We start from the raw sequence: 23,996 nt of genomic DNA on the forward strand, positions 1-23,996 counted from the left end.
GGCATCACGCACCGCGGCCCCCGACCTGGAGGAGGTCGGGGGCCGCGGCGTCAGCAGGCGAGATCAGATGTCGTAGTACATCGCGAACTCGTGCGGGTGCGGGCGGAGGCGGATCGGGTCGATCTCGTTCTCCCGCTTGTACTCGATCCACGTCTCGATCAGGTCGGGCGTGAAGACGCCGCCGTCGATGAGGTACTCGTGGTCGACCTCGAGCCGGTCGAGGACGGCGTCCAGGGACGCGGGCACCTTGTCGATGCCCAGGGCCTCCTCGGGCGGCAGCTCGTAGAGGTCCTTGTCCACCGGAGCCGGCGGCTCGATCTTGTTCTTGATGCCGTCGAGGCCGGCCATGAGCATCGCCGAGAAGGCGAGGTAGGGGTTGGCCGACGGGTCGGGCACGCGGAACTCGATGCGCTTGGCCTTGGGGTTGTCGCCCGAGATCGGGATGCGGCAGCAGGCCGAGCGGTTGCGGGCCGAGTAGACCAGGTTGATCGGGGCCTCGTAGCCGGGGACCAGGCGGTGGTAGCTGTTCACCGTCGGGTTGGTGAAGGCCAGCAGCGACGGGGCGTGGGCCAGCAGGCCACCGATGTAGTGGCGGGCGGTGTCGGACAGCCCGGCGTAGCCGGTCTCGGCGTGGAAGAGCGGCTGCCCGTCCTTCCAGAGGCTCTGGTGGCAGTGCATGCCCGAGCCGTTGTCACCGAACAGCGGCTTGGGCATGAAGGTGGCGGTCTTGCCGGCGGCCCAGGCGGTGTTCTTCACGACGTACTTGAAGAGCATCAGGCTGTCGGCCGACCGCAGCAGCGTGTCGAACTTGTAGTTGATCTCCGCCTGCCCGCCGGTGCCCACCTCGTGGTGCCCGCGCTCGAGCTCGAGCCCGACACCGATGAGGTTCCGCATGATGTCGCCGCGCAGGTCGCTCTGCTGGTCGTAGGGCTCGACCGGGAAGTAGCCGCCCTTGGGGCGGGCCTTGTAGCCGCGGTTGGGGCTGCCGTCGAGCTCGGTGCGGGCCCCGGTTCGCCAGGAGCCCTCCTCCGAGTCGATGTGGTAGTACCCCTCGTTGATCGAGGTGTCGTACCGCACGGAGTCGAAGACGTAGAACTCCGCCTCGGGGCCGAAGTACGCGGTGTCGGCGATGCCGCTGGCGGCGAGGTAGGCCTCGGCCTTCTTCGCCACGTTCCGCGGGTCGCGGCTGTAGGCCTCACGCGTGATCGGGTCGTGGATGAAGAAGTTGACGTTCAGCGTCTTGTGCTTGCGGAACGGGTCCACGAACGCGCTGTTGGCGTCGGGCAGCAGCAGCATGTCCGACTCGTTGATCGCCTGGAACCCGCGGATCGAGGAGCCGTCGAAGCCGAGGCCCTCGCTGAACGTGTCCTCACCGAACGTCGATGCCGGGATGGTGAAGTGCTGCATGACGCCGGGCAGGTCGCAGAAGCGGACGTCGACGAACTCGACGTCGTTGTCGCGGATGTAGGCGGCGACCTCGTCGGGACTGGTGAACATCGATCCTCCGGGTGTGGGCGGACTGCCGGGCGACACGTTATGAGCGGGGAGTTGCCCCGCGGTGTCCCGAGTGTTTCGTGGCGGTAACAACGCCCTGGGCGTGTCGCGGGTCACGCGGCTCCCTGCGCGGTCCCGCTGCGGGCGTGCGAGCGCCGGGGGGCGGGGGGTACCGGTCATTACGCTGGCGGTCATGGTCAGTGATGCCGGACAACCCTCTCAGGCCCCCGCCCGCGGCGCCTCCCTGGGGTTGCCGTCCAGCGGACCCGGCTCGCTGGCGCCCTTCACCCGGCGGGTCGGCGGCTACCTCGTCGACGCCGTCGCCTCGGCGCTGATCGCCTGGGCGTTCACCGCCCCCGAGGGCCCGGGCAACTGGAGCCTGCTGGTCTTCGGCGTCCTGACCGTCGTCACCCTGGTGCTCTTCGGCCAGACCCCGGGGCACCGGGTGCTCGGCATGCGGCTGGCCCACCCGACGCCCGGCGCGCGGCTCGCGCCGTGGCGGGCCGTGGTCCGCACCGCTCTGCTGATGCTCCTCGTGCCGGCCCTGCTGGTCGACGCCGACGGCCGCGGCCTGCACGACCGGCTCACCGGCACGGCCGTCGTGCTCGACTGAACCCGTAACCCGGTGGACCGGTAGCGCCGGCGGACAGCACACTGCGCCGGTGATCGTCCGCCGCGAACGCCCCACCGACCACGCCGCCGTGGGTGCGCTGCACCGCTCGGCCTTCGCCACCGACCCCGCCACGGGCGCCGTCCGCGCCGCGGACGACGTCCCCGAGGCGCGGCTGGTCGACGCGCTCCGGAACGATCCGGGCTTCCTGCCGCACCTGTCCCTCGTCGCCGTGGACGGGGACGACGTGCTCGGCCACGTGATCGCGACCCGGGGATGGCTGGAGCCTTTCGGCACCTCGGTGCTCGGGCTCGGCCCACTCGGCGTGCACCCCGCCCGGCAGGGCCGCGGGGTCGGCACCGTGTTGGTGCACGCCCTCCTGGCCGTGGCCGAGGCGGCCGGCGAGCGGCTCGTCGCGCTGCTCGGCTCACCGGACTACTACCGGCGGTTCGGGTTCGCCCCGGCCGCCGACCTCGGGGTCACCGCGCCCGATCCCCGGTGGGGCGCGCACTTCCAGGCCAGGCACCTCGACGGCCCGCGGCTGCGGGGCACGTTCCGCTACGCCGCGCCGTTCGACCGGCTCTGACGGCCTCCCTGCAGGGAGGCCGTCAGCGGCGGCGGACCTGGCGCTGGCTGATCGACATCTGGCGGCCGCCCGGGAGCGGGCCACCGGGAACCGGCATCCGCGGCCCGCCCAGCGCGCTCATCCGCCGGCCCAGGGCGTTGACCTCGGCCGCGCTGAGGTTGCGCGGCAGCTTCATCACGTGGGTGCTGAGCTTCTTCAGCGGCACCTGTCCCTCGTCGTCGCCGATGGTGACGTCGTAGATCGGCGTGTCACCGACGACGCGGGCGATCTTCTTCTTCTCCTGCGCGATCAGGCCGCGCACCCGGCTCGGGGAGCCCTCGCCGACGAGCACGATCCCCGGCCGGCCGAGCACCCGGTGCACCGCGTCCATCTGCGGGGTGCCGGCGACCCCGGAGGTGACCCGCCAGTCGCCGCGCATGCCCTCGAGCACCCAGGCGGCCGCACCCGGCTGGCCCTCGACCTGGGTGTAGGCCGAGCGCTGGGCGCGACGGCCGAAGACGATGAGCGCCGCCAGGCCACCGAAGAGCAGCGCCAGCGGGATGAACAGGAACGGCGCGCTCAGCAGGATGCCGATCAGCTCGATCACTGCCGCGACCGCGACGAACCAGATCAGCATGATCCACGGCAGCTTCGGGTCGTTGCGCCGCGTCAGGGTGTAGGCCTGCTTGAGCATGCCGACCTGGCTGCGCACCTTCTTGAGGCGGCCGACCTTCGGCCGGCCGTTCTTGTCGAGCTTGGGGGCCTTGCCCGCCTTGCCCGAGCCGGCGGCCGAGGCACCCGAGCTCCGGCCACCGTCCTTCGGGGTGCGCCCGGCGCTGCCGCCCGGGGCGGTGGGGTCAGAGGACCTGCTGCGTGCCATGACCCCAGGATAGAAGAAGGACCCTCCTGCCCCCGACGCTCGCACGCTCGCGTCGGGACCCTGCAGCAGGGCCGCACCCGGGGTCAGCCCCGGGGGGTGAGCCCCCGCGCCTCGACCGCCTGCTGGTAGAGCCGCCCGGCGCGGTAGGAGCTGCGCACCAGTGGCCCGGCCAGGACACCCGGGAAGCCGATCTCCTCGGCGTCCTTCTGGAACTGCACGAACTCGTCGGGCTTGACCCACCGGACGACGGGGTGGTGCCGGGGCGAGGGGCGCAGGTACTGGGTGATGGTGAGCAGGTCGCACCCGGCGTCGTGCAGCGCCTGCATCGTCTCCACGACCTCGTGCGGCTCCTCGCCCATGCCGAGGATGAGGTTGGACTTGGTGACCAGCCCGGCCTCGCGCGCCGCGGTGATGACCGCCAGCGAGCGCTCGAAGCGGAAGCCCGGGCGGATGCGCTTGAAGATCCGCGGCACCGTCTCCACGTTGTGCGCGAGCACCTCCGGCCGGGAGGAGAACACCTCGGCGAGCTGGTCGGGGTCGGCGTTGAAGTCCGGGATCAGCAGCTCGACACCGCAGCCGGGCAGCGCGGCGTGGATCTGCCGCACCGTCTCGGCGTACAGCCACGCGCCGCCGTCGGGCAGGTCGTCGCGGGCGACGCCGGTGACCGTGGCGTACTTCAGACCCATGGTCGCCACGCTCTCGGCCACCCGGCGCGGCTCGTCGGCGTCGAACTCGGCCGGCTTGCCGGTGTCGATCTGGCAGAAGTCACACCGCCGGGTGCACTGGTCCCCGCCGATGAGGAACGTCGCCTCCCGGTCCTCCCAGCACTCGTAGATGTTGGGGCAGCCGGCCTCCTCGCAGACCGTGTGCAGGCCCTCGCGGCGGACCAGCGACTTCAGCTCGGTGTACTCGGGCCCGGTCTTGAGCCGGGTCTTGATCCACTCGGGCTTGCGCTCGATCGGGACCTGGCTGTTGCGCACCTCGAGGCGCAGCAGCTTCCGGCCGGCGGGCTCGATCCGGGAGTCCTGGGCGGTGGTCGGTTCCGGGATCCTCGGCGGTGCCTCGCTCATGATCCCCACGGTACTCGCGAAGACGCCGCAGCCCCCGTCGCGCGAGGCGGCGGGGGCTGCGGCGGTGATCCGTCGTCGAGTAGCTCAGACCTGCTTGTCGTCCGGGCCGGCGGTCGGGCCGGCGTCCGAGCCGCCGCCCGAGGTGAAGGGCTTGGGCGCGTCGCTGCCGTTCTCCGTCGCGGCGTCGGGGCCGTCGCCCTCCACCAGCTGCGCGTCGCGGACGCCCATGTCGGACTCCGCCGGCGCCGAGTCGCTGGTCTGCGACGCGGTGGAGACGGTCTTGCCGGAGTTGCTGTCGGAACTGGGCACGGGGTCCTCTCGGTAGCTGGGCACCGGGCCGTCACCGGCAGGTGCGGGCGTCCACGCGTCGGCCTTCTTGCGCCGCAGCAGGACGAACGCGGCCGTACCCAGGGCGAGCACCGCGAACACCCAGGGCCAGCGCTTCGGCTCCGGCTGCACCCCGCCCCGCCGCTTGACGGTCGTCGCGGTGGCCTGGGCGGCCTTCTCGAACTCGCGGCGCTTCTTGCCGGCCTTCTTGCGGGCCTTCTTCGCCGTCTTCCGGGCCTTGCGGGTGGACTCGGCGGCCGCTGCGGCCACCTCGGCGCGCCGGGCGTCGAGCTCGCTGCGGGCGCTGTCCACCCCGGCGAGGAGCGTGCCGCGGGCGCTCTCCAGGGCCGGCGTCACCACGTCGCGGGCGGCGGTGACCCGTGGCGTGGTGTACGCCAGCGCCGCGGCCTGGGCCGCGGTCAGCCGCGGGGCGACGTCCTCGGTGAGCGCCCGCTGGGCCGCCCCGCGCGCCGCCTCCACCCGGGGGCCGAAGTCGGCCGCGGCCCGCGCGGCGGCCAGCTGTGCGGCGGTGAGCCGTGGTGCGGCGGCCTCCCGGGCCGCCTCCACCCGCGGGGTCAGGGCGTCACGGGCGGCCTCCACCCGGGGGCCGAGGGTGTCGCGCGCCGACGCGACGGCCGGCGCGGCCGCCGCCACCGCGGCAGCCATCTTGGGCGCCACGGCCCGCTGGGCCGCCTCCACGTGCGGGGTCAGTTGATCTGCGGCGGCGCGACCTGCCTCGGTCACCGCCGTTCCCAGGTGGGACAGGCCCTCCTGCACTTCCGCGCTGATGATTTCGCCGCGCGTCTTCTTGCGGAACACGAGCTGCACCTCCGAGTTGATCGTCTGGCGGTCATCCTGCCCGGTCCGGCCGGTGCCCACACCCCGAGGACGGAGGTGGGTGAGTGACGTGGCGGCGATCTGGTTACGGTCCGGCGGTGCAGTTGCGCATCTTCACCGAACCGCAGATGGGCGCCACCTACGACGACCTGCTGGCCGTCGCCCGGCGCACGGAGGACACCGGCTTCGACGCCTTCTTCCGGTCCGACCACTACCTGACCATGGGTGGGGACGGCCTGCCCGGCCCCACCGACGCCTGGATCACCCTGGCCGGGCTGGCCCGCGAGACCAGCCGGATCCGCCTCGGCACGCTCATGACCGCCGGCACGTTCCGCCTGCCCGGCCCGCTGGCGATCTCCGTCGCGCAGGTCGACCAGATGAGCGGGGGCCGGGTCGAGCTGGGCATCGGCTCGGGGTGGTTCGAGGCCGAGCACACCGCGTACGGCATCCCGTTCCCGCCGCTGGGGGAGCGCTTCGACCGGTACGAGGAGCAGCTCGCGGTCGTCACCGGGCTCTGGCGCGCGCCGGTGGGGGAGACGTTCGACTTCGCCGGGCGGTACTACCAGCTCTCGGGCTCCCCGGCCCTGCCCAAGCCGGTGCAGGACGGCGGCATCCCGGTGCTCGTCGGTGGCCGCGGCAAGCAGCGCACCCCGCGGCTGGCGGCCCGGTACGCGAGCGAGTTCAACGTGCCGTTCATGTCCGCCGCGGACAACGCCCGGTTGTTCGCCGGCGTCCGCGAGGCCTGCGACGAGGTGGGCCGCGACCCGTCGTCCCTGGTGTACAGCTCGGCGCTCGTGCTCTGCGTCGGCCGGGACGAGGCGGAGCTCGCTCGCCGGGCGGCGGCCATCGGCCGTGACGTGGACGAGTTGCGCGAGCACGGCGTCGCCGGCACGCCGGCCGAGGCCGTCGACGTGCTGGGCCGGTACGCCGAGGCCGGCGCGCAGCGGGTGTACCTGCAGGTGCTCGACCTCGCCGATCTCGACCACCTGGACCTGGTGGCGGCCGAGGTGGCACCGCAGTTGCGCTGAGCGGCCCGGCGAACACGCCTCTCGCCCGGGAGCTCGCCGCTCAGCCGGACGGTGCGACGTCGGCCTCGGCGACCGGTGGCCGAGGCGCCGGCACGTGCTCCCGTGCCTCCGGGACGTATTGCCGCACTCCGCCGCCGGCGCGCTTGGCGGCGTACATCGCCACGTCGGCGTGGCGCAGCAGCGCAGCGGGGTCGCCGGCGTCGCGGGGGGCCAGGGCGAGGCCGATGCTGACGCCCACCCGCACCGGCACGCCGGCGACGGTCACGGGCAGGCGCACGACCTCGGCCAGCCGCTCGGCGCAGTCGGGGGCGGTGCCGGGATCCGTGGCATCCAGCACCACCACGAACTCGTCCCCCCCGAGACGGGCCACCAGGTCGCCGGGGCGCAGCGCCGCGCGCAGCCGCTCGCCCAGCCGACGCAGCAGCTCGTCCCCTGCCTCGTGCCCGAGGCCGTCGTTGACCGCCTTGAACCCGTCGAGGTCCAGCAGCAGCAACCCGGTGGGCCTGGCGGCGCCGAGGTCGTCCGCCAGGCGGCGCATCAGGGACCGGCGGTTGGGCAGACCGGTCAGGTCGTCGGTGCCCGCCTGGCGCCGGGCCTCGTGCAGGGCCCGGCTCTCCGCGAACGTCACCGTGCTGCGCAGGAGGAAGGCCGCCACGCAGGCCACGGCGCAGATCTCGCCGGGGCCGGTGCGGCCGTCGCCCCACTGGGCACCGAGCACCCCGAGCGAGCCCACCGCGCACGCCAGGGGGATGGCCAGCGACCGCCAGCGGACGCGGTGTTCCGGTACGTCGGGGGCGCGTCGGCGGGGCCGGGTCAGCGAGGCCCCGGCAGCGGTCAGGCTGGCGTTGACCATCCAGAGCAGGTCCAGCGGGCCGCCCGGGACGTACCCGCCGGACGCCTGCTCCCTGGCCAGCAGCAGGTCACCGGCGAACTTCACGGCGACGATCACGCAGACGATGGTGAGAACGAGGTCGGCCCGGTGCCCGATCATCGCCAGCACCGCGCCCACGAGCGCCAGCAGCAGCACGTCGGCGACCGGGTAGGCCAGGTTCACGGCCACGCCGAACCCCGACATGCCCGGGGCCCCGACGACCGGGTCGAGGACCGTGACGGCGACCGCGGTGGCGCCCAGGGCACCGACCAGGCCATCGAGCCAGGTGCCGGGACGGGGGCGGGTCAGCCGGGCGTACACCATCAGCACCGGCGTCGCGAACAGCGCCGGGTAGGCGCCGAGCCAGAACGCGTCGGCGGCGGAGGGGAACGGCGGATCCGGGTTCCCGGCCAGCAGCAGCCGGTGAGTGAGGTCGCCGGCCAGGTTGAACAGCCAGGCGGCGGCCGCAGCCCACCAGACGAACCGTTCCGCGGGCACCCGCTGGGCCGCCCGCAGGCACACCGCGACCGCGAGCAGCGGGGCGCCGATGCCGAGCGCTCCCGAGTCGACGAGGTCGGCCGCCAGCGTCCCCGGAGCCTGCCACAGCCCCAGGGCGAACACAGCCGTGCAGACGAAGGTCGCCGCCACCACCAGCCGCCACCCCGCGTCCGACCAGCCACTTCTCACCGTCTCGGCGCGACCTCGGGGCACGCGCGCACCTTGGCACACCGACGGCTCAGGGGGCGGCGAACCGCGGCCCGACGCGCGCATTCAGGTGCGAGCCCGTTCCCCGGCCGCGCGGGGGGCGGGTACCGCCCGGCGGGGCGGTGCGGTCCGGACGCGGTCGGCCAGCCAGGTGAGGAAGTCCGCGACCGGCATCGGCCGCGCGACGGCCCAGCCCTGGGCGACGTCGCAGCCCAGGCCGGCGAGCACGGCGGCCGTCTCGTCGTCCTCCACGCCCTCGGCGACGAGGCTGAGCCCGAGGTCGTGTGCCAGCGCCACGGTGTGCCGCACGATGGCCGTCGCCCGGTCGTCTCGACCCACGTCGTGGGTGAGGCTCCGGTCGAGCTTGAGCTCGTCGGCCGGGAGGTGCCGCAGGTAGGCCAGCGAGCTGTACCCGGTGCCGTAGTCGTCGATCGAGGTGCGGATGCCCAGCCGGCGCAGCTCGCCCAGCACCGTGCGGCCCCGGTCGGGATCGGCCATGAGGGTGTCCTCGACGAGCTCGAGGGTGAGCGCCCGGGCCGGCAGGCCGTGCGCCCGGAGCAGGCCGGACACGGTGGCCGGCAGGTCCGGATCGGTCACGTTGGCCGCCGACAGGTTCACCGACACGGGCACCGCCCGCTCCGGCCACCAGCGGGTCGCGGCAGCCAGCGCGAGGCCGAGGACCGTGTCGGTCAGCGGCCGCATCAGGCCGGCCTGCTCGGCGGCGGGCAGCACCACGGCCGGGGAGAGCAGACCGCGCACCGGGTGCTCCCACCGCACGAGCGCCTCGACGCCGACGACGTCCCCGCTGGCCAGGGAGACCTGGGGCTGCAGGTGGACCACGAGCTGCCCCTCGTCCAGGGCGGTGCGGAGGTCCTCCATGGTCCGGAGCCGGTCGCCGGAGCCGCTCGCCGGGTCCGGGACGTAGGAGCGCACCCCCTCGCGGGCGTTCTTGGCCGCGTACATCGCCACGTCGGCGCAGCGCAGCAGCTCGGTCACCGTGGCGGCCGGCACCGGGCCGGTGGCGATGCCGATGCTGACCCCGACGTGCAACCGGACCCCGTCGACGACGAACGGCTCGAGCACCCGGGCGCGCAGCCGGTCGGCGCGGGCGACGGCGTCGTCCAGACCGCAGCCCGGCAGCAGGACGGCGAACTCGTCCCCGCCCAGCCGCGCCAGCAGGTCGCCCGGCCCCAGCTCCGGGCACAGGCGGGGGCCGACCATGCGGAGCAGGTCGTCGCCCGCGGCGTGCCCCAGGCTGTCGTTGACCTCCTTGAACCCGTCCAGGTCGAGCAGCAGCAGGGCCACCGGCCGGCCGGTGCCCGACCGGAGGGCGGTCCGCGCCCGCTCGAGCAGCTCACGCCGGTTGGGCAGGCCGGTGAGTTCGTCGGTGCGCGCCTGCTCGCGGATCTCGTGCAGCCCGCGCAGCTCCTGGACCGACATGGCCGTGCGCGCGAGGATCGCCAGCAGGCAGGTGACGGCGGCCCAGCCGGCGACACCGAGGGCGCCCGATCCCCAGGTGGAGACGAGCACCACCACGCTCATCACGCTCGAACCGAGGGGGACGAAGGCCACCCGCCAGCTCAGGCGTGCGACCGGATCGGCGTCCGCGGGCTCGATCCGGTCGGTGCGTCCCGCGACGTGCGCGGCCGCGGCGGCGAAGGCCGCACCGGACAGCCAGATCAGGGTCAGGGTGCTGTGCGGGGCGATCTCCCCGCGCACCGCCTGCTTCAGGTAGAGGGCGTCCGCGGTGAGGGTGCACAGCAGGCCGGCGACGAGCAGCACCAACGGCCAGTCGCGCCGGAACCCCATCACCGCGCAGACGGCCGACACGGCGGCCAGCAGCAGGGTGTCGGTGACCGGGTACAGCTGCACGACGGCGAACGGGCCGTCGGCCGGGCCGGCCGCGATCGACGGCAGCAGGGTGACGGCGAAGATGACCGCACCGCACGCCCCGGTCAGCGCGTCGAACCACATGCTGGGGTGCGTCGCGGTGACCCGGGACCGGACCACTCCCACCAGGGCCACGCCCATCGCCGGGTAGGCCGGTGCCCAGAGGGTCAGCAGCAACCACGTCGGCACGTCACCGAGCAGGGGGACGAACACGAGCGAGTAGAGGAGCGTGCTCGTCGCGGTGGCGGCGAACGCCACGGTGAGGGCGTTCCAGATCAGCCGGTCCGGCCCGCCACCTCGCGCGGTCCGCCGGCAGACCGCCGCCCCGAGCAGGTACACGGCGGTGTAGAGGACGAGGTCGTAGACGACGGTGACCGCGGTGCCGGGCGGGCGCCCGAACGCCCCGGTGGCGTAGGCCGCCACCACCCCGGCGCAGGCGAGCAGCAGCCCGCCGGTCGCGGGTGCGCGCCCACCACGGAGCTGCGTGTCTGGTCCGGCCACGGGGACGTCATCGGTACCGCACCGCCCGCGCCGCAGCCGGATCGCGCGCTTCCCCTCCAAGGGGGGAGGCCGCCGCGTGGCTCGCGGAGGCGTCCGGGCCGCGGCCCCGGCGCGCCGCGATAGCATCGGGCGCGTGACCGGGCGGCTCCTGCTTCGCCGGCCGTGCTGACCGCAGACCCCTCGGACAGCACGGCGACCCCTCCTGCGTGAGGGGTTTTTTGTTGCCCACCACCGGTACCGCACCGCCCGCACCACGATCCGGGAGCACGAGACGATGAGCCAGACCGACAGCCACAGCACCGAGGCCACGGGCGGCGGGGACATACCTCGGCACCGGTACACCCCGGCGCTGGCCCAGCGGATCGAGCTGGCCTGGCAGGACCGCTGGGAGGCCGAGGGCACCTTCCACACGCCCAACCCGGTCGGCCGGCTGAGCGGTGGCTTCGAGCGCGTCGCCGACCGGCCGAAGTTCTTCGCGATGGACATGTTCCCGTACCCCTCGGGCGCGGGCCTGCACGTCGGTCACCCACTGGGCTACCTGGGCACCGACGTCACCAGCCGGTTCCGCCGCATGGACGGCGACAACGTGCTGCACCCGATGGGCTACGACGCCTTCGGGCTGCCCGCCGAGCAGTACGCCGTGCAGACCGGGCAGCACCCGCGCATCACCACCGAGGCGAACATCGCCGCGATCAAGGCGCAGCTGCGCCGGCTGGGGGTCGACCACGACCAGCGGCGCACCTTCGCCACGATCGACCCGGGCTACTACAAGTGGACCCAGTGGATCTTCCTGCAGATCTTCGGTTCCTGGTTCGACGAGGCCGCCGGGAAGGCGCGGCGGATCGAGGAGCTGGTGGCCGAGCTGGACGCCGGCACCCGTGAGCCGGCCGAGGGGACGAATCCGTACGGCCGCCCCTGGGCCGAGCTGGACGAGGTGGAGAAGGGCGCCGTCGTCGACGCGCACCGGCTCGCCTACCTGCACGAGGCGCCGGTCAACTGGTGCCCGGGCCTGGGCACCGTGCTGTCGAACGAGGAGGTCACGCCCGACGGGCGTTCCGAGCGCGGCAACTTCCCGGTCTTCCGGCGGCCGCTGAAGCAGTGGATGATGCGGATCACCGCCTACGCCGACCGGTTGCTGGCCGACCTGGACCGGCTGGACTGGTCGGACTCGCTGAAGCTGATGCAGCGCAACTGGATCGGCCGCTCCACCGGCGCCCGGATCCGGTTCGCCGCCGGGTCGCAGACCATCGAGGTCTTCACCACCCGGCCGGACACCCTGTTCGGCGCCACCTACATGGTGCTGGCGCCCGAGCACCCGCTGGTCGAGCAGCTGACCGCGGACGCCTGGCCCGCGGGCACCGACCCGCGGTGGACCGGCGGTGCGGCCACCCCGGCCGAGGCGGTGCGCGACTACCAGCGGCAGGCCTCGCGGCGCTCGGAGCTGGACCGCCAGGACGCCGGCCGGGAGAAGACGGGTGTCTGGCTGGGCGCCACCGCCGTCAACCCGGTGAACGGACGCGAGCTGCCGGTGTTCATCGCCGACTACGTGCTGACCGGCTACGGCACCGGCGCGATCATGGCGGTGCCGGGCGAGGACCAGCGGGACTGGGAGTTCGCACGGAAGTTCGGCCTGGAGATCGTGCCGACCGTCGAGCGGCCGGAAGGCTTCGACGACGACAGCGGCGCGTACACGGGCCCCGGACGGATGATCAACTCGGCCAACGACGAGATCTCGCTGGACGGCCTGGACAAGGCCGACGCCATCGCCCGGGTCACCGACTGGCTCGTGCAGCACGGGTACGGCGAGGCCACCACCACCTACAAGCTGCGCGACTGGCTGTTCAGCCGGCAGCGCTACTGGGGGGAGCCGTTCCCGATCGTCTACGACGAGCACGACCGGCCGGTCGCCGTCCCCGAGTCGATGCTGCCCGTGCTGCTGCCCGAGGTCGACGACTACTCGCCCAAGACCTTCGCCGACGACGACGCCGACTCCGCGCCGGAACCGCCGCTGTCGCGCGCCGGCGACTGGACCACCGTCGAGCTCGACCTCGGCGACGGCCCGAAGAAGTACCGCCGTGAGACCAACACGATGCCCAACTGGGCCGGGTCGTGCTGGTACTACCTGCGCTACCTCGACCCGGGCGACGACAGCCGGATGGTCGACCCGGAGCTGGAGCGGTACTGGATGGGCCCGCGGGAGCCCGGTGACACCGGCGGTGTCGACCTGTACGTCGGCGGCGTGGAGCACGCGGTGCTGCACCTGCTGTACGCCCGCTTCTGGCACAAGGTGCTGTTCGACCTGGGCCACGTCTCCAGCGAGGAGCCGTTCCGCCGGCTGGTCAACCAGGGCTACATCTCGGCCTACGCCTACACCGACGAGCGCGGGTTCTACGTGCCGGCCGCCGACGTGGAGGAGAAGGACGGCCGCTTCTTCTACGAGGGCAAGCCGGTCAACCGCGAGTACGGGAAGATCGGCAAGAGCCTGAAGAACATGGTGACGCCGGACGAGATGATCGGCGCCTACGGTGCGGACACCTTCCGCGTCTACGAGATGTCGACCGGCCCGCTGGAGCAGTCACGGCCGTGGGAGACCAAGGCCGTCGTCGGTTCGCAGCGCCTGCTGCAGCGCATCTGGCGGGTCGTGGTGGACGAGGAGACCGGCCGGGTGCGGGCCGACGACGTCGAGCCGGCCGAGGAGACGCTGCGCGCGCTGCACAAGGCGATCGACGGCGTCCGCGACGGCTACGCCACCCTGCGGTTCAACATCGCGATCGCCCGCGTCACCGAGCTGACCAACCACCTCACCCAGGCCTACGGCGCCGACCGGCCGGTGCCGCGTTCGGTGGCCGAGCCGCTGGTGCTGATGGTCGCCCCGCTGGCGCCGCACCTGGCCGAGGAGCTGTGGTCGCGGCTGGGCCACGAGGGCTCGTCGGCGTGGGCGCCGTTCCCGGTGGCCGACGAGCGCTGGTTGGTCGAGGACACCGTGCAGGTCGCCGTGCAGGTGAACGGCAAGGTGCGGTCGCAGGTGACGGTGCCGGCCGATGCCGACGCCGCGGCCCTGGAGGCGGCGGCGCGGTCCGACGAGAAGATCGCCGGCTACCTGGACGGCGCGACGATCCGCCGCATCGTCGCCGTCCCCGGCCGGCTGGTCAACTTCGTCCTGGGCTGAGGTCCGGGCCCGTCGCCGCGGGGAAGGGTGCGCCGGCTCCTCAGGAGCCGGCGTGCTTGCCCGCTTCCCAGCCCGCGTCCCGCAGGTGGTCGGCGGCCCAGGCCAGCGGCGATCGCTCCAGCTCGGTGGCCATGGTGTCGTTCCACCGGTTGAGGAAGCCGAAGTTCGCGATGACGGCGACGATCTCGACGACCTGGTCGTCGTCGAAGTGCCGGCGCAGGTCGGCCACTTCCTCGTCGGTCACGGCGTTCGGCGTCACCCCGGCGCCCCGGGCCACGCGCAGGGCGGCCCGCTCGCCGTCGGTGAAGAGGAGGCTGGACTCGAACTCCCAGACGGCGGCGAGCTTGGCGGCGTCGGCGCCCCGCTTCTCGGCCACGTGGGCGGTGTGGGCCTGGCAGTACGCGCAGCCGGCGGCGCCGGAGACGACGGTCGCGACCAGCTGCTTGAGCACGCCGCCGACCGTGCCCTCGGCCATGACCACCGCGTTGAGGTGGGCGAAGGCCTCCATGACCTCGGGCCGGCGGGCCATGGTCAGCGTGCTGTTGGGGAGGACGCCCAGCGCGGCCTCCACGGCGCGGAAGGTCTCCTCGTACTGCGGCAGCGACTCGCGCGCCAGCGGCTCGATCCTGGGCATGGCGGCTCCTCCTCGGGACGGAGCCTTACCTTAGCGCTGAGATACCGCTGGGCGCCGACCGTGCCGAAGTGGCTAGCGCGCCGCCGCGGCCCCAGCGGTGGAGAGGGCGGCGCGCATCGCGCTCTCGACCGGCGGCAGCGCGTCGGCCACCGTCACGTCGCGGCTCAGCTCGGCCGACAGCGACGTCACGCCGGCGTCGGGGATGCCGCACGGGATCATGTTGGCGAAGAACGACAGGTCGGGGTCGCAGTTGAGCGCGAAGCCGTGCATCGTCACGCCGCGGGCGACCCGGATGCCGATCGCCGCGACCTTGCGCTCGGGCCGGTGGGTCGCGGGGTCGGCGGGCAGCCACACCCCGCTGCGCCCCTCGACCCGCCCGGCGTCCACCCCGAACCCGGCGCACACGTCGATGAGCGCGCCCTCCAGCCGCCGCACGTAGGCGACGACGTCGACCGGATCGGGCAGCGCGACGATCGGGTAGCCGACCAGTTGGCCTGGTCCGTGCCAGGTGATCTTGCCGCCGCGGTCCACGTCGACGACGGGGGTCCCGTCGAACGGTCGTTCGTGCGCCTCGGTGCGCCGGCCGGCCGTGTAGACGGACGGGTGCTCCAGCAGCAGCATCGTGTCCGGGATGTCGCCGGCGACCCGCCGGGCGTGCAGTTCGCGTTGCGTCTCCCAGGCCTCCTCGTAGGGCACGGTTCCGGCGCGCACCACCCGCAGTTCGGTCACGCCACCAGCCTAGGCCCCGTCCCGAGGCTCGTCCCGAGCATGCGAGGGGGAGGAGGACGGGGTCCTTCTAGAGGCGGCGCGGTTCGAGCCGGGTCTCCACCGCCGTGCCGTCCGGGCCGCGTTCCACCCGGTAGGCGGCGGCGCCGGGGCGGTCGCTCACGACCTCGACGAGCTCGGTCCCGCGGTACACGAGCCCGGCGCCGTCGTCGGTGGCATGGCCCGCTGGCAGCGTGCCGTCGGCGACCAGGCGGTGGTAGAGCGGGCGGCGCTGTTCCTCGGAGTCGTAGTGGACGCCGTTGCTGGTGGGGATCAGGCCGAGCCCGTTCGTGACCGGCCGGAGGTCGGGACCGTAGGAGTCGGTGGTCCCGCCCACGTGCCAGCACAGCGACCCGGCCGACACCCCGGCCAGCACGACGCCGGCCCGCCACGCCTCGCGGAAAACCTCGTCCAGCCCGTGCACCCGCCACACGGCGAGCAGGTTCGCCACGCTCCCGCCACCCACCCACACCACGTCCTGCGCGAGCAGGTGCGCGCGCAGGTCGGCGACCGTGGGCATCGGGAACAGGCTCAGGTGGCTGACCTGCACGGAGCTGCCGGCGAACGCGCCGTACACGCCGGCGACCCGTGCCGGGTCGTCGCCGGTAGCGGTGCCGAGGTAGCACAGGCGCGGGCGCTCGGGGCGCCCGGCGAGCTCGGCGGCGAGGTCGAAGACCGGTCCGGGCCGCCAGTCGGTGGGGCCGCGGCCGCGCGGGGCGAAGCCCATGCTGGTCGCCACGATCGTCGGTGCGGACGCGGGCATCAGGAAGCTCCTCCGGACGGGGCCGGGCGCAGGCGGCGCAGCACGGCGCGGGCGGCGCGGGCACCGCTGGCCATCGCGCCCTGGATGGACGGGGTGTCCCGGTGGTCACCGCAGACGTACAGGCCCTCGCCGAGGTCGACCGGCCGGCGCAGCCGCAGCGGCGGGAGCGCCGCCGGTTGCGCCCCCGGCACGGTGACCGACGTCAGGTGCTCCAGGTCCGACGGCGCGACCCCGTGCGCCGCCGCGATCTCGCCGCGCACCTCGTCCTCCCGGCTCCGCGCGAGGATGGAGCTGGCGACGAGCGCCCGGTCGTCGGGGCTGTAGCGCGGCTGGGCGTCGGAGAGCACGGCGCTGTTCACCAGCCGGCCCCGGGGCTGCCCGAGCACGATCAGCGGGGCGGGCCAGGGGGAGGCGGGCAGCACGTGCAGGTGGGTGGTGACCTCCCGGGGCGCGTCGGCCCCGACGGTGGGGAGCAGCCGCGACGCCGTGGCCGGATCGGTCGCGACGACGACGGCGTCGGCCGCCCAGCTGCCCGCGTCGGTGGACGCGGAGCCGGGCGACACCGAGCGCACCGGCGTGTGCAGGTGCAGCCGCCCGGCACCCAGGCGCCCCGCCAGCTGCTCGCCGACCGCCTGCATCCCGGCCGCCGGCAGCCCGATCGAGCCCCGGACGAAGCTGCGCCACAGCAGGTGCAGGTACCGGCTGGAGGTGGCGAGCTCGTCCTCCAGGAGCACCCCCGCCAGGAACGGGCGCAGGAACCGCTCCAGGGCGGCGTTCCCCACGCCGGCCGCGCGGAGAGCCTGCTCCGCCGAGTCCTCCGGCGCCCGCAGCAGGCGGCCGACGGGGGAGTACCCGGCGCGGAGCGAGTAGGCCACCAGCGCCGCCTTCTCCCGTGGGGAGCCCAGCGGCGCCGCTGCGGTGCCGACGACCGAGGCCGGCCGGCGGCGCGGGTCGACCACCTGGTGCGCCCGTCCGGCCACGCGGATCACCGCGCCCCGCTCGAACCAGCCGAGGTCCAGCGCGTCGAGGTCGAGGTCGGCCGCCCTGGGGTAGCCGGTGTTGAGCACCTGGAAGCCACGGTCGACGACGAAGCCGTCGATGTGCTCGGTCGCCAGCCGCCCGCCGGCGTGCCCCCCGGACTCCAGCACGTGCACGTCCAGGCCGGCGGCGGCCAGCCGGGTGGCGGCGGACAACCCGGCCAGGCCGGCCCCGACGACGAGGACCTCCGCCCGCAGCGACGTGGACACCGCCCGACGGTATCCGTCGCCGGGGAGCCGTGCGGGCGCGCCCGTGGGCTGTGGACGACCGCGGCGCCGGCGACCCGACTGCGCCTACGGTCCTCCCTCGTGACCACCGCCGTTCCGCCCGCGGCACCGGGGGCTGCGCAGCCACCCGCGGTGCCTGGCTACGTGCTGCAGACCCTGCTCGGCCGCGGCGCGTCGGGGGAGGTGTGGCAGGCGGTGCCCCGGGAGGGCGGGGAGCCGGTGGCGGTGAAGGTCCTGGTGGCCGGGGACCCTGCGCGCCAGGCGCGCGAGGCCGTGCTGCTGGGCCGGCTGGACCACCCGCACCTGGTCCGGTTGATCGAGGTGGTGCACCAGCCCCGGCGCGGCGGCGGGTCGCGGGTCGCGCTGGTGCTCGAGCTGCTCGGTGGGGGCAGCCTCGCCGCGCTGCTCGCCCGGCGCGGCCGGCTTCGGCCCGGTGAGGTGGTGACGGCGATCGCGCCGGTGGCCGCGGCTCTGGCGCACGCCCACGACCACGGAGTGGTGCACGGCGACCTGGCGCCGGGGAACATCGTGTTCACCGGTGACGGGCGGCCGGTGCTCACCGACCTCGGGGTGGCCCGGGTGCTGGGGGAGACGGCGGCGGCCGAGGTCACCCCGGCCTACGTCGACCCGGCGGTGGCCCGTGGCATCGCGCCGGGTCCCGCCTCCGACGTCTTCGGCGCCGCGGCGGCGGCCTTCCACGCGCTCACCGGCATCGCCCCGTGGAACGCCGCGACCCCCGCCGGCGCCCTCGTCGTGGCCGCGACCGGGCAGCTGCCCGACCTGACCGAGCTGGCTCCGGAGGCGCCGCCCCGACTCGTCGAGGTCATCGCCCGGGGTCTCGCCGCCGATCCGCACGACCGCGGCACCGCGGCGGAGTTCGCGCGCGACCTGCGGCACGCCTGCCGGGCGGAGCCCGTGGCGCTGGGGGCCGTGGCCGGGGGCGGCCACGGCCGCCCCGACGTGCGCTCCGCGGTCACCCACGTGGTGCCGGGGCGCCGTCCCCGTCCCGGGCCGGTCGCCGTCGAGCCGTCGACGCGGCGACGGCGGTTCCGGCCTTCCGGCGTCGGCGTGGCAGCGGTGACCCGTGGGCTGCTCGCCACGGCGCTCGTGCTGGCGGCGCTCGCCGTCACCGCCTGGCTCGGTACGCGCTGGGGGAGTGACGCCGACCTGCCGCGCGCGGCCGCCGCCGGGTCGTCGGCCCCGGACTCCCGTGCGGCAGACCCGCCGTCTCCCGCCGTGGAGGAGCGACCGCTGCCCGGGCCCGTGGTCCCCGAGACCGCCGGCGACTGGACGGCGCTGGTCAGCGAGCTCTACGCCCGGCGCGCCGAGGGGCTCAGCGGCAGCCCGGCCCTGCTGCGGGCCGTGCACGTGATCAACAGCCCGCTGCTGGCCGCGGACGAGGAGCACGCGCGCGCGCTGGCCGCGGCCGGTGAGGCGCTGAGCGGTTTCGCGCCGGTGGTCGACGACGTCACCGTCGTCGAGTCCTCGGACTTCCGGGCGGAACTGCTGCTGACCGACAGCTGGCCCGGCTACCGCGTGGTGCCCGCCGACCGAGCGGACGGCCCGGCGCTGCGCACGGTTCCCGGCCGACCCGAGGCCCAGGTGCGGATGGTCCTCGTCCGCACCCCGGAGGGCTGGCGGATCGGGAGCGCCGAACGCCTGGCCTGATCCCGCCGGCCGGGTCAGTCCCGGGCCACCGCGGCGCGCAGCGCGGCGTCGACGTCCCCGTGGGTGAACCGGAAACCGGCCTCGGTCAGCCGGCCGGGGACTGCGCGCTGACCCGCCAGCACGCCCACCCGGGCGAACTCCCCGAGCACCACCCACAGCGCCGGGCCGGGCACCGGCAGCACGGTCGGCCGGTGCAGGACCCGGCCCAGCGCGGCGGTGAACTCGGCGTTCGTGACCGGCGCGGGGCCGCACAGGTTGACCGGCCCCGGGACGGCGTGGGTGAGCAGGAACCGGATCGCCCCGATCTCGTCCTCCTGGCTGATCCAGGGCACGTACTGCCGGCCCGAGCCCAGCCGCCCGCCCAGCCCGGCGCGGAACAGCGGCAGCATCCGCGCGAGCAGGCCACCGCGGCCGAGGACCAGCCCCGTGCGCAGGGTGGTCACGCGCACCCCGGCGTCGGCGGCCGGCGCGGTCGCGCCCTCCCACGCCACGCAGACGCGGGCGAGGAAGTCGTCGCCGGCCGGGTCGGACTCGTCGACGACGCGGTCACCGGTGTCGCCGTACCAGCCGACGCCGGAGGCGTTCAGCAGCACCCGGGGGCGGTCGGGGTCGGCGGCGACGGCGTCCCGCAGGGCCTCGCCCAGCGTGGCGGTGCTGTCGACCCGGCTGCCGAGGACCGCCTGCTTGTGCCGTTCGTTCCAGCGCCGGTCGCCCACTCCCACACCGGCGAGGTTGACGACGGCGTCGACGTCCCGCAGCAGCGCCGGGTCGATCCGCCGGTGCTGCGGGTCCCAGCGGTGTTCCTCGGCCGTCCGCGGGGTGCGGCGGACCAGCTGGATCACTTCGTGGCCGTCGGCGCGCAGCGCGGGCAGCAGCGCGCCGCCGATCATCCCGGAGGCACCGGCCACGGCGATCTTCACGGACGCTCCTGGGGAGGCAGGCCGCGGCGGACCCCGTGCCGGGGGTCCGCCGCGGGCTCGCGGGTGCTGCGGGCGGGGTGCCCTGGCTCAGCCGAGGCCGAGCTCGCCGTGGAACTGACCGGCCTCCAGCCGCTCCTTCACCGTGGTGAGGAAACGGGCGGCGTCCGCCCCGTCGACGATCCGGTGGTCGTAGGTCAGCGCCAGGTAGACCATCGACCGGACGGCGATGACCTCACCCAGCTCGGCGTCCTGCACCACGACCGGCCGCTTCACGACCGAGCCGGTGCCGAGGATGGCGACCTGCGGCTGGTTGATGATCGGCGTGTCGAACAGGGCGCCGCGGCTGCCGGTGTTGGTCAGCGTGAACGTCCCACCACCGAGCTCGTCCGGCGTCACCTTGTTGGTGCGGGTGCGCTCCGCGAGGTCGGCGATCTTGCGGGCCAGGCCACCCAGGCTCAGGTCCCCCGCACCGTGGATCACCGGGACGAGCAGCCCCCGCTCGGTGTCGACGGCGACCCCGAGGTTCTCGGCGTCGTGGTAGGTGACCGTGCCCGCTTCGAGGTCGATCGAGGAGTTCACCGACGGGTGCTGCTTGAGCGCCTCGACCGCCGCCTTGGCGAAGAACGGCAGGAACGAGAGCTTGACGCCCTCGCGGGCCTCGAAGGTGCCCTTCGCCTGCTGCCGCAGCTGCGCGATGCGCGTGACGTCGGCCTCGACGACCGTCGTCAGCTGGGCGCTCACCTGCAGCGACTCCACCATTCGGCGGGCGATGACCCCGCGCAGGCGGGACAGCTTCTCGGTGCGGCCACGCACCGAGGTGTCCGGCATGGCGGCCGGCGACGGCGTGCGGGTGCCGCCGGAGGCGGCCGGGGCCGACGCCGCGGGAGCGGACGCCGCGGGCGCCGGCGCGGCGGACTTCTCCGCGGCGGCCAGCACGTCCTGCTTCCGGATGCGCCCGCCGACGCCGGTCCCCGAGACGGTGTTCAGGTCGACCCCGTGGTCGGCGGCCAGGCGGCGCACCAGCGGGGTGACGTACTGACCACCGCCGTCACCCGAGGGGGCCGGGGCGGACGGCGCCTGCGGAGCCACCTGGGGCGCGGGCGCCGAGGTCGGCGAGTCCGACGGCTGGGCGCCGCTGGCACCGTAGTCGCCACCGGGCTGCTCGCTGGCCGCGTCAGCCTCCTTGGCCTGCGGGGCCGCCTGCGGCTCCGGCTCGGCCGGCACCTGCTCCTTCGGGGCCTCCTGCTGCGGTGCGGGAGCCGCGGGGGCGGAGCCGCCGCCGGAGGCGCCCGTGCCGATCACGGCGAGCTGGGCGCCGACGTCGACGGTCTCGTCCTCGTTGACCGTGATCTCCAGCAGCGTGCCGCTGACCGGCGCCGGGATCTCGGTGTCGACCTTGTCGGTGGAGACCTCGAGGAGCGGCTCGTCGGCGGTGATCTCGTCGCCGACGGCCTTCAGCCACCGGGTCACGGTGCCCTCGGTGACGCTCTCGCCGAGCGCCGGCATCGTGACGGGGGTCCCCTCGCCGCCGCCGCCACCGGACCCGCCGGCCGGGGCCGGCTCGGGCTCGGCGGCGGGCTGCTCCTGCGCTCCGCCGGAGCCCGCGTCCTCGACCTGCTGGTCGGGGGTCTGCGGCGCGGTGTCGGCGTCCTCGGCCGAGGCCGGCGGGCTGGCGGCGCCCTCGTCGCCGTCCCCGCCACCGATCACGGCGAGCTCGGCGCCGACGTCGACGGTCTCGTCCTCGGCCACGAGGATCTTGGTGAGGACCCCGGCGGCCGGGGAGGGGATCTCGGTGTCGACCTTGTCGGTCGACACCTCGAGGAGGGGCTCGTCGGCCTCGACCTGGTCACCCTCCTGCTTGAGCCATCGGGTGACCGTGCCCTCGGTGACGCTCTCGCCCAGGGCGGGCATGGTGACGGAGGTCGGCATCGGGGCAGTGCTCCTTCTGGCGCTGGGTGGGTGGGGGTGGAGCGAGATCAGCCGTGCACGTGCAGGGGCTTGCCGGCGAGCGCGAGGTGAGCCTCGCCGAGCGCCTCGCTCTGCGTCGGGTGCGGGTGGATGAGGCTGGCGACGTCGTCGGCCTCGGCCTCCCAGTTGTAGATCAGCTGGGCCTCGGCGATGAGCTCGCCGACGCGGCTGCCGACCATGTGGATGCCGACGACCGGGCCGTCGGGGGCCTGCACCAGCTTGACCGCGCCCGTCGTCTTCAGGATCTGGCTGCGGCCGTTGCCGGCGAGGTCGTAGGTGAGGGTCTTCACCTCGCCGTAGCGCTCCTTGGCCTGCGCCTCGGTGAGGCCGACCGAGGCGACCTCGGGGTCGGAGTAGGTGATCCGCGGGACGCCGGCGTAGTCGATCGGGGCGGGCTCGAGGCCGGCGACCCGCTCGGCGACGAGGATGCCCTCGCCGAAGCCGACGTGGGCCAACTGCAGGGTGGGGACCAGGTCGCCCACGGCGGAGATCGTCGGGATGTTGGTGCGCATGTACTCGTCGACGAGGACGTAGCCGCGCTCCATCGCGACGCCCACCTCCTCGTAGCCGATGCCGGAGCTGACCGGGCCGCGACCGACCGCGACGAGCAGCAGCTCGGCCTCGATCTCCTTGCCGTTCTCCAGCGACACCTTGACGCCGTTCTCGGTGGTCTGCACGCCGGAGAAGCGGTTCCCGAGCTCGAACGCGATCTTGCGCCGGCGGAAGGCGCGCTCCAGCAGCTTCGAGGACGACTCGTCCTCCAGCGGCACGAGGTGGGGCAGGCCCTCGACGATGGTGACGTCCACGCCGAAGGACTTCCAGGCGCTGGCGAACTCGCAGCCGATGACGCCACCGCCGAGGATGATCGCCGAGCTCGGCACGCGGTCCAGGTTCAGCGCGTGGTCGCTGGTGATGACCTTCGTGCCGTCGATCTCCAGGCCCGGCAGCGAGCGGGGGTAGGAGCCGGTGGCCAGCAGGACGTGCTTGCCCTCGTAGGTCTGGCCGTTCACCTCGACCGCCGTGGGGGAGACCAGCCGGCCCTCGCCCTCGACGTAGGTGATCTTGCGCGCCTTCACCAGGCCCTGCAGCCCCTTGTAGAGCTTGGTGATGACGCCGTCCTTGTAGCTGTTGACGCCATCCATGTCGATGCCGGCCAGCGACGTCTTCACGCCGAACTGCTCGCCCTCGCGGGCCAGGTCGGCCACCTCGCCGGCGTGCAGCAGGGCCTTGGTCGGGATGCAGCCTCGGTGCAGGCAGGTGCCACCGACCTTGTCCTTCTCGATCAGCACGACGTTCAGGCCGAGCTCGGAGGCGCGGAACGCGGCGGCGTAGCCGCCGGAGCCACCCCCGAGGATGACCAGGTCGGCGGGGGAAGCGGGTGCGCTCACGGGTGCTCCTCGGGTCGTCGGACGGCAACCCCGCTCGAGCGGGCGGGGGCTGAGCCCCATCCTGCCACCCCGGGAACGAGCTGGCCCGGAGCACCGTTGCTCTCGCGAGCGTCGCAGTGATCACGCGACCCCGGCAGGACGGAGACGGCGATGGGCCTGTTCGAGCGGTGGCGGAGGCGGCGGCCCGGGGATGGCGCCCGCGCCACCCTCGACCGGGCGTCCCACCGGGACGACCTGGTGCACCTGGAGCAGTTCGTGGCGAGCCGCCGGGGCGTCGAGGGGTACGTGGAGCCCCGGACGGCGGTGACCGAGGCCACCATCGTCCTGGTCGCGGCCGACGGTGAGTGGACCCGGAGGCGCATCGACGGTCCCGACGTCGCCCGCCGGCTGTCCAAGGAGCTGGCGATCCCGGTGTACGACGCCCAGGTGACCGGCTACCCGCAGCGCATGCGTGACTGGTCGAAGGGCCACCGTCCCCCCACCGCTCGCTAGCTCGCGGCGGGCCCCTGACGGTGGCCGCTCCAGCACGTCACCAGGCGTCCTGGCTCACCGTGGGGGGGGGGGGGGGGGGGGGGGGGGGGGGGGGGGGGGGGGGGGGGGGGGGGGGGGGGGGGGGGGGGGGGGGGGGGGGGGGGGGGGGGGGGGGGGGGGGGGGGGGGGGGGGGGGGGGGGGGGGGG

General features: G+C 74.5%; 19 protein-coding genes. 6 read left to right on the forward strand and 13 right to left on the reverse strand.

Features of this window, described 5'->3' with window-relative positions:
• Positions 1-63 precede the first annotated feature (63 nt).
• Positions 64-1,497 carry a type I glutamate--ammonia ligase gene (gene glnA / locus ACI799_RS17960; RefSeq protein WP_456613612.1) on the reverse strand — a complete coding sequence of 478 codons (1,434 nt, stop codon included), beginning with the start codon at positions 1,495-1,497 and terminating at the stop codon, positions 64-66.
• 190 nt (positions 1,498-1,687) lie between these two features.
• Here glnA and ACI799_RS17965 point away from each other — a divergent pair, with 190 nt between their 5' ends.
• Positions 1,688-2,107: an RDD family protein gene (locus tag ACI799_RS17965; protein WP_456589050.1), complete on the forward strand. Its 420-nt coding sequence runs from the start codon at positions 1,688-1,690 to the stop codon at positions 2,105-2,107.
• Positions 2,108-2,156: 49 nt separating this feature from the next.
• Positions 2,157-2,690 (forward strand): GNAT family N-acetyltransferase, encoded by a 534-nt coding sequence (locus ACI799_RS17970; RefSeq protein WP_456599207.1) that lies wholly within the window; start codon positions 2,157-2,159, stop codon positions 2,688-2,690.
• A gap of 22 nt (positions 2,691-2,712) precedes the next feature.
• Here the strand turns inward: ACI799_RS17970 and ACI799_RS17975 are convergent, their stop codons facing one another.
• From ACI799_RS17975 to ACI799_RS17985, 3 genes are all read right to left on the reverse strand, one after another.
• Positions 2,713-3,549 (reverse strand): DUF4191 domain-containing protein, encoded by an 837-nt coding sequence (locus tag ACI799_RS17975; protein ID WP_456589052.1) that lies wholly within the window; start codon positions 3,547-3,549, stop codon positions 2,713-2,715.
• Between the two features lie 83 nt (positions 3,550-3,632).
• Positions 3,633-4,619, reverse strand: a complete 987-nt coding sequence (gene lipA, locus ACI799_RS17980; RefSeq protein WP_456589053.1) for a lipoyl synthase — start codon at positions 4,617-4,619, stop codon at positions 3,633-3,635.
• An 84-nt stretch (positions 4,620-4,703) separates the two neighbouring features.
• A complete protein-coding gene (locus ACI799_RS17985) occupies positions 4,704-5,825 on the reverse strand; it encodes a hypothetical protein (RefSeq protein ID WP_456589054.1) in 1,122 nt (373 codons plus the stop codon).
• Positions 5,826-5,881: 56 nt separating this feature from the next.
• Between ACI799_RS17985 and ACI799_RS17990 the strand changes: the two genes are divergently transcribed.
• Positions 5,882-6,811 carry an LLM class F420-dependent oxidoreductase gene (locus tag ACI799_RS17990; protein WP_456589055.1) on the forward strand — a complete coding sequence of 310 codons (930 nt, stop codon included), beginning with the start codon at positions 5,882-5,884 and terminating at the stop codon, positions 6,809-6,811.
• Between the two features lie 40 nt (positions 6,812-6,851).
• On the opposite strand, the gene ACI799_RS17995 is transcribed toward ACI799_RS17990, so the two are convergent.
• Both ACI799_RS17995 and ACI799_RS18000 read right to left on the reverse strand, forming a co-directional pair.
• The gene (locus ACI799_RS17995; protein WP_456613613.1) at positions 6,852-8,393 is read right to left on the reverse strand and encodes a diguanylate cyclase domain-containing protein; all 1,542 of its coding nucleotides are present in this window, start codon (positions 8,391-8,393) and stop codon (positions 6,852-6,854) included.
• A gap of 60 nt (positions 8,394-8,453) precedes the next feature.
• Positions 8,454-10,778: a putative bifunctional diguanylate cyclase/phosphodiesterase gene (locus ACI799_RS18000; RefSeq protein ID WP_456589057.1), complete on the reverse strand. Its 2,325-nt coding sequence runs from the start codon at positions 10,776-10,778 to the stop codon at positions 8,454-8,456.
• Between the two features lie 274 nt (positions 10,779-11,052).
• On the opposite strand from ACI799_RS18000, the gene leuS reads away from it, so the two are divergent.
• Positions 11,053-13,947 (forward strand): leucine--tRNA ligase, encoded by a 2,895-nt coding sequence (leuS, locus tag ACI799_RS18005; protein WP_456589058.1) that lies wholly within the window; start codon positions 11,053-11,055, stop codon positions 13,945-13,947.
• Positions 13,948-13,987: 40 nt separating this feature from the next.
• Here the strand turns inward: leuS and ACI799_RS18010 are convergent, their stop codons facing one another.
• From ACI799_RS18010 to ACI799_RS18025, 4 genes are all read right to left on the reverse strand, one after another.
• Positions 13,988-14,581, reverse strand: a complete 594-nt coding sequence (locus ACI799_RS18010) for a carboxymuconolactone decarboxylase family protein (RefSeq protein ID WP_456613614.1) — start codon at positions 14,579-14,581, stop codon at positions 13,988-13,990.
• Positions 14,582-14,653: 72 nt separating this feature from the next.
• A complete protein-coding gene (lipB, locus tag ACI799_RS18015) occupies positions 14,654-15,310 on the reverse strand; it encodes a lipoyl(octanoyl) transferase LipB (RefSeq protein ID WP_456613615.1) in 657 nt (218 codons plus the stop codon).
• A gap of 67 nt (positions 15,311-15,377) precedes the next feature.
• A complete protein-coding gene (locus ACI799_RS18020) occupies positions 15,378-16,109 on the reverse strand; it encodes a Type 1 glutamine amidotransferase-like domain-containing protein (RefSeq protein WP_456613616.1) in 732 nt (243 codons plus the stop codon).
• Positions 16,109-17,356, reverse strand: a complete 1,248-nt coding sequence (locus tag ACI799_RS18025; RefSeq protein WP_456613617.1) for an FAD-dependent oxidoreductase — start codon at positions 17,354-17,356, stop codon at positions 16,109-16,111. Before ACI799_RS18025 ends, ACI799_RS18020 begins: the two co-directional genes overlap by 1 nt.
• 99 nt (positions 17,357-17,455) lie before the next feature.
• Between ACI799_RS18025 and ACI799_RS18030 the strand changes: the two genes are divergently transcribed.
• Positions 17,456-19,042, forward strand: a complete 1,587-nt coding sequence (locus ACI799_RS18030) for a protein kinase domain-containing protein (RefSeq protein WP_456613618.1) — start codon at positions 17,456-17,458, stop codon at positions 19,040-19,042.
• A 14-nt stretch (positions 19,043-19,056) separates the two neighbouring features.
• Here ACI799_RS18030 and ACI799_RS18035 read toward each other — a convergent pair whose 3' ends face one another.
• The 3 genes from ACI799_RS18035 to lpdA all read right to left on the reverse strand — a co-directional run bounded on the left by ACI799_RS18035 (position 19,057) and on the right by lpdA (position 23,318).
• Positions 19,057-19,962, reverse strand: coding sequence for a TIGR01777 family oxidoreductase (locus tag ACI799_RS18035; protein ID WP_456613619.1), 906 nt, complete (start codon positions 19,960-19,962; stop codon positions 19,057-19,059).
• A gap of 87 nt (positions 19,963-20,049) precedes the next feature.
• Positions 20,050-21,891, reverse strand: coding sequence for a 2-oxoglutarate dehydrogenase, E2 component, dihydrolipoamide succinyltransferase (gene sucB, locus ACI799_RS18040; protein ID WP_456613620.1), 1,842 nt, complete (start codon positions 21,889-21,891; stop codon positions 20,050-20,052).
• Positions 21,892-21,938: 47 nt separating this feature from the next.
• Positions 21,939-23,318: a dihydrolipoyl dehydrogenase gene (gene lpdA, locus ACI799_RS18045; RefSeq protein ID WP_456591292.1), complete on the reverse strand. Its 1,380-nt coding sequence runs from the start codon at positions 23,316-23,318 to the stop codon at positions 21,939-21,941.
• A 150-nt stretch (positions 23,319-23,468) separates the two neighbouring features.
• Here lpdA and ACI799_RS18050 point away from each other — a divergent pair, with 150 nt between their 5' ends.
• On the forward strand, positions 23,469-23,810 hold the full coding sequence (locus ACI799_RS18050) for an oxidoreductase (protein WP_456591291.1): 342 nt from the start codon (positions 23,469-23,471) through the stop codon (positions 23,808-23,810).
• Positions 23,811-23,996: the final 186 nt, after the last annotated feature.

This window comes from Blastococcus sp. SYSU DS0753 (genome assembly GCF_054051175.1).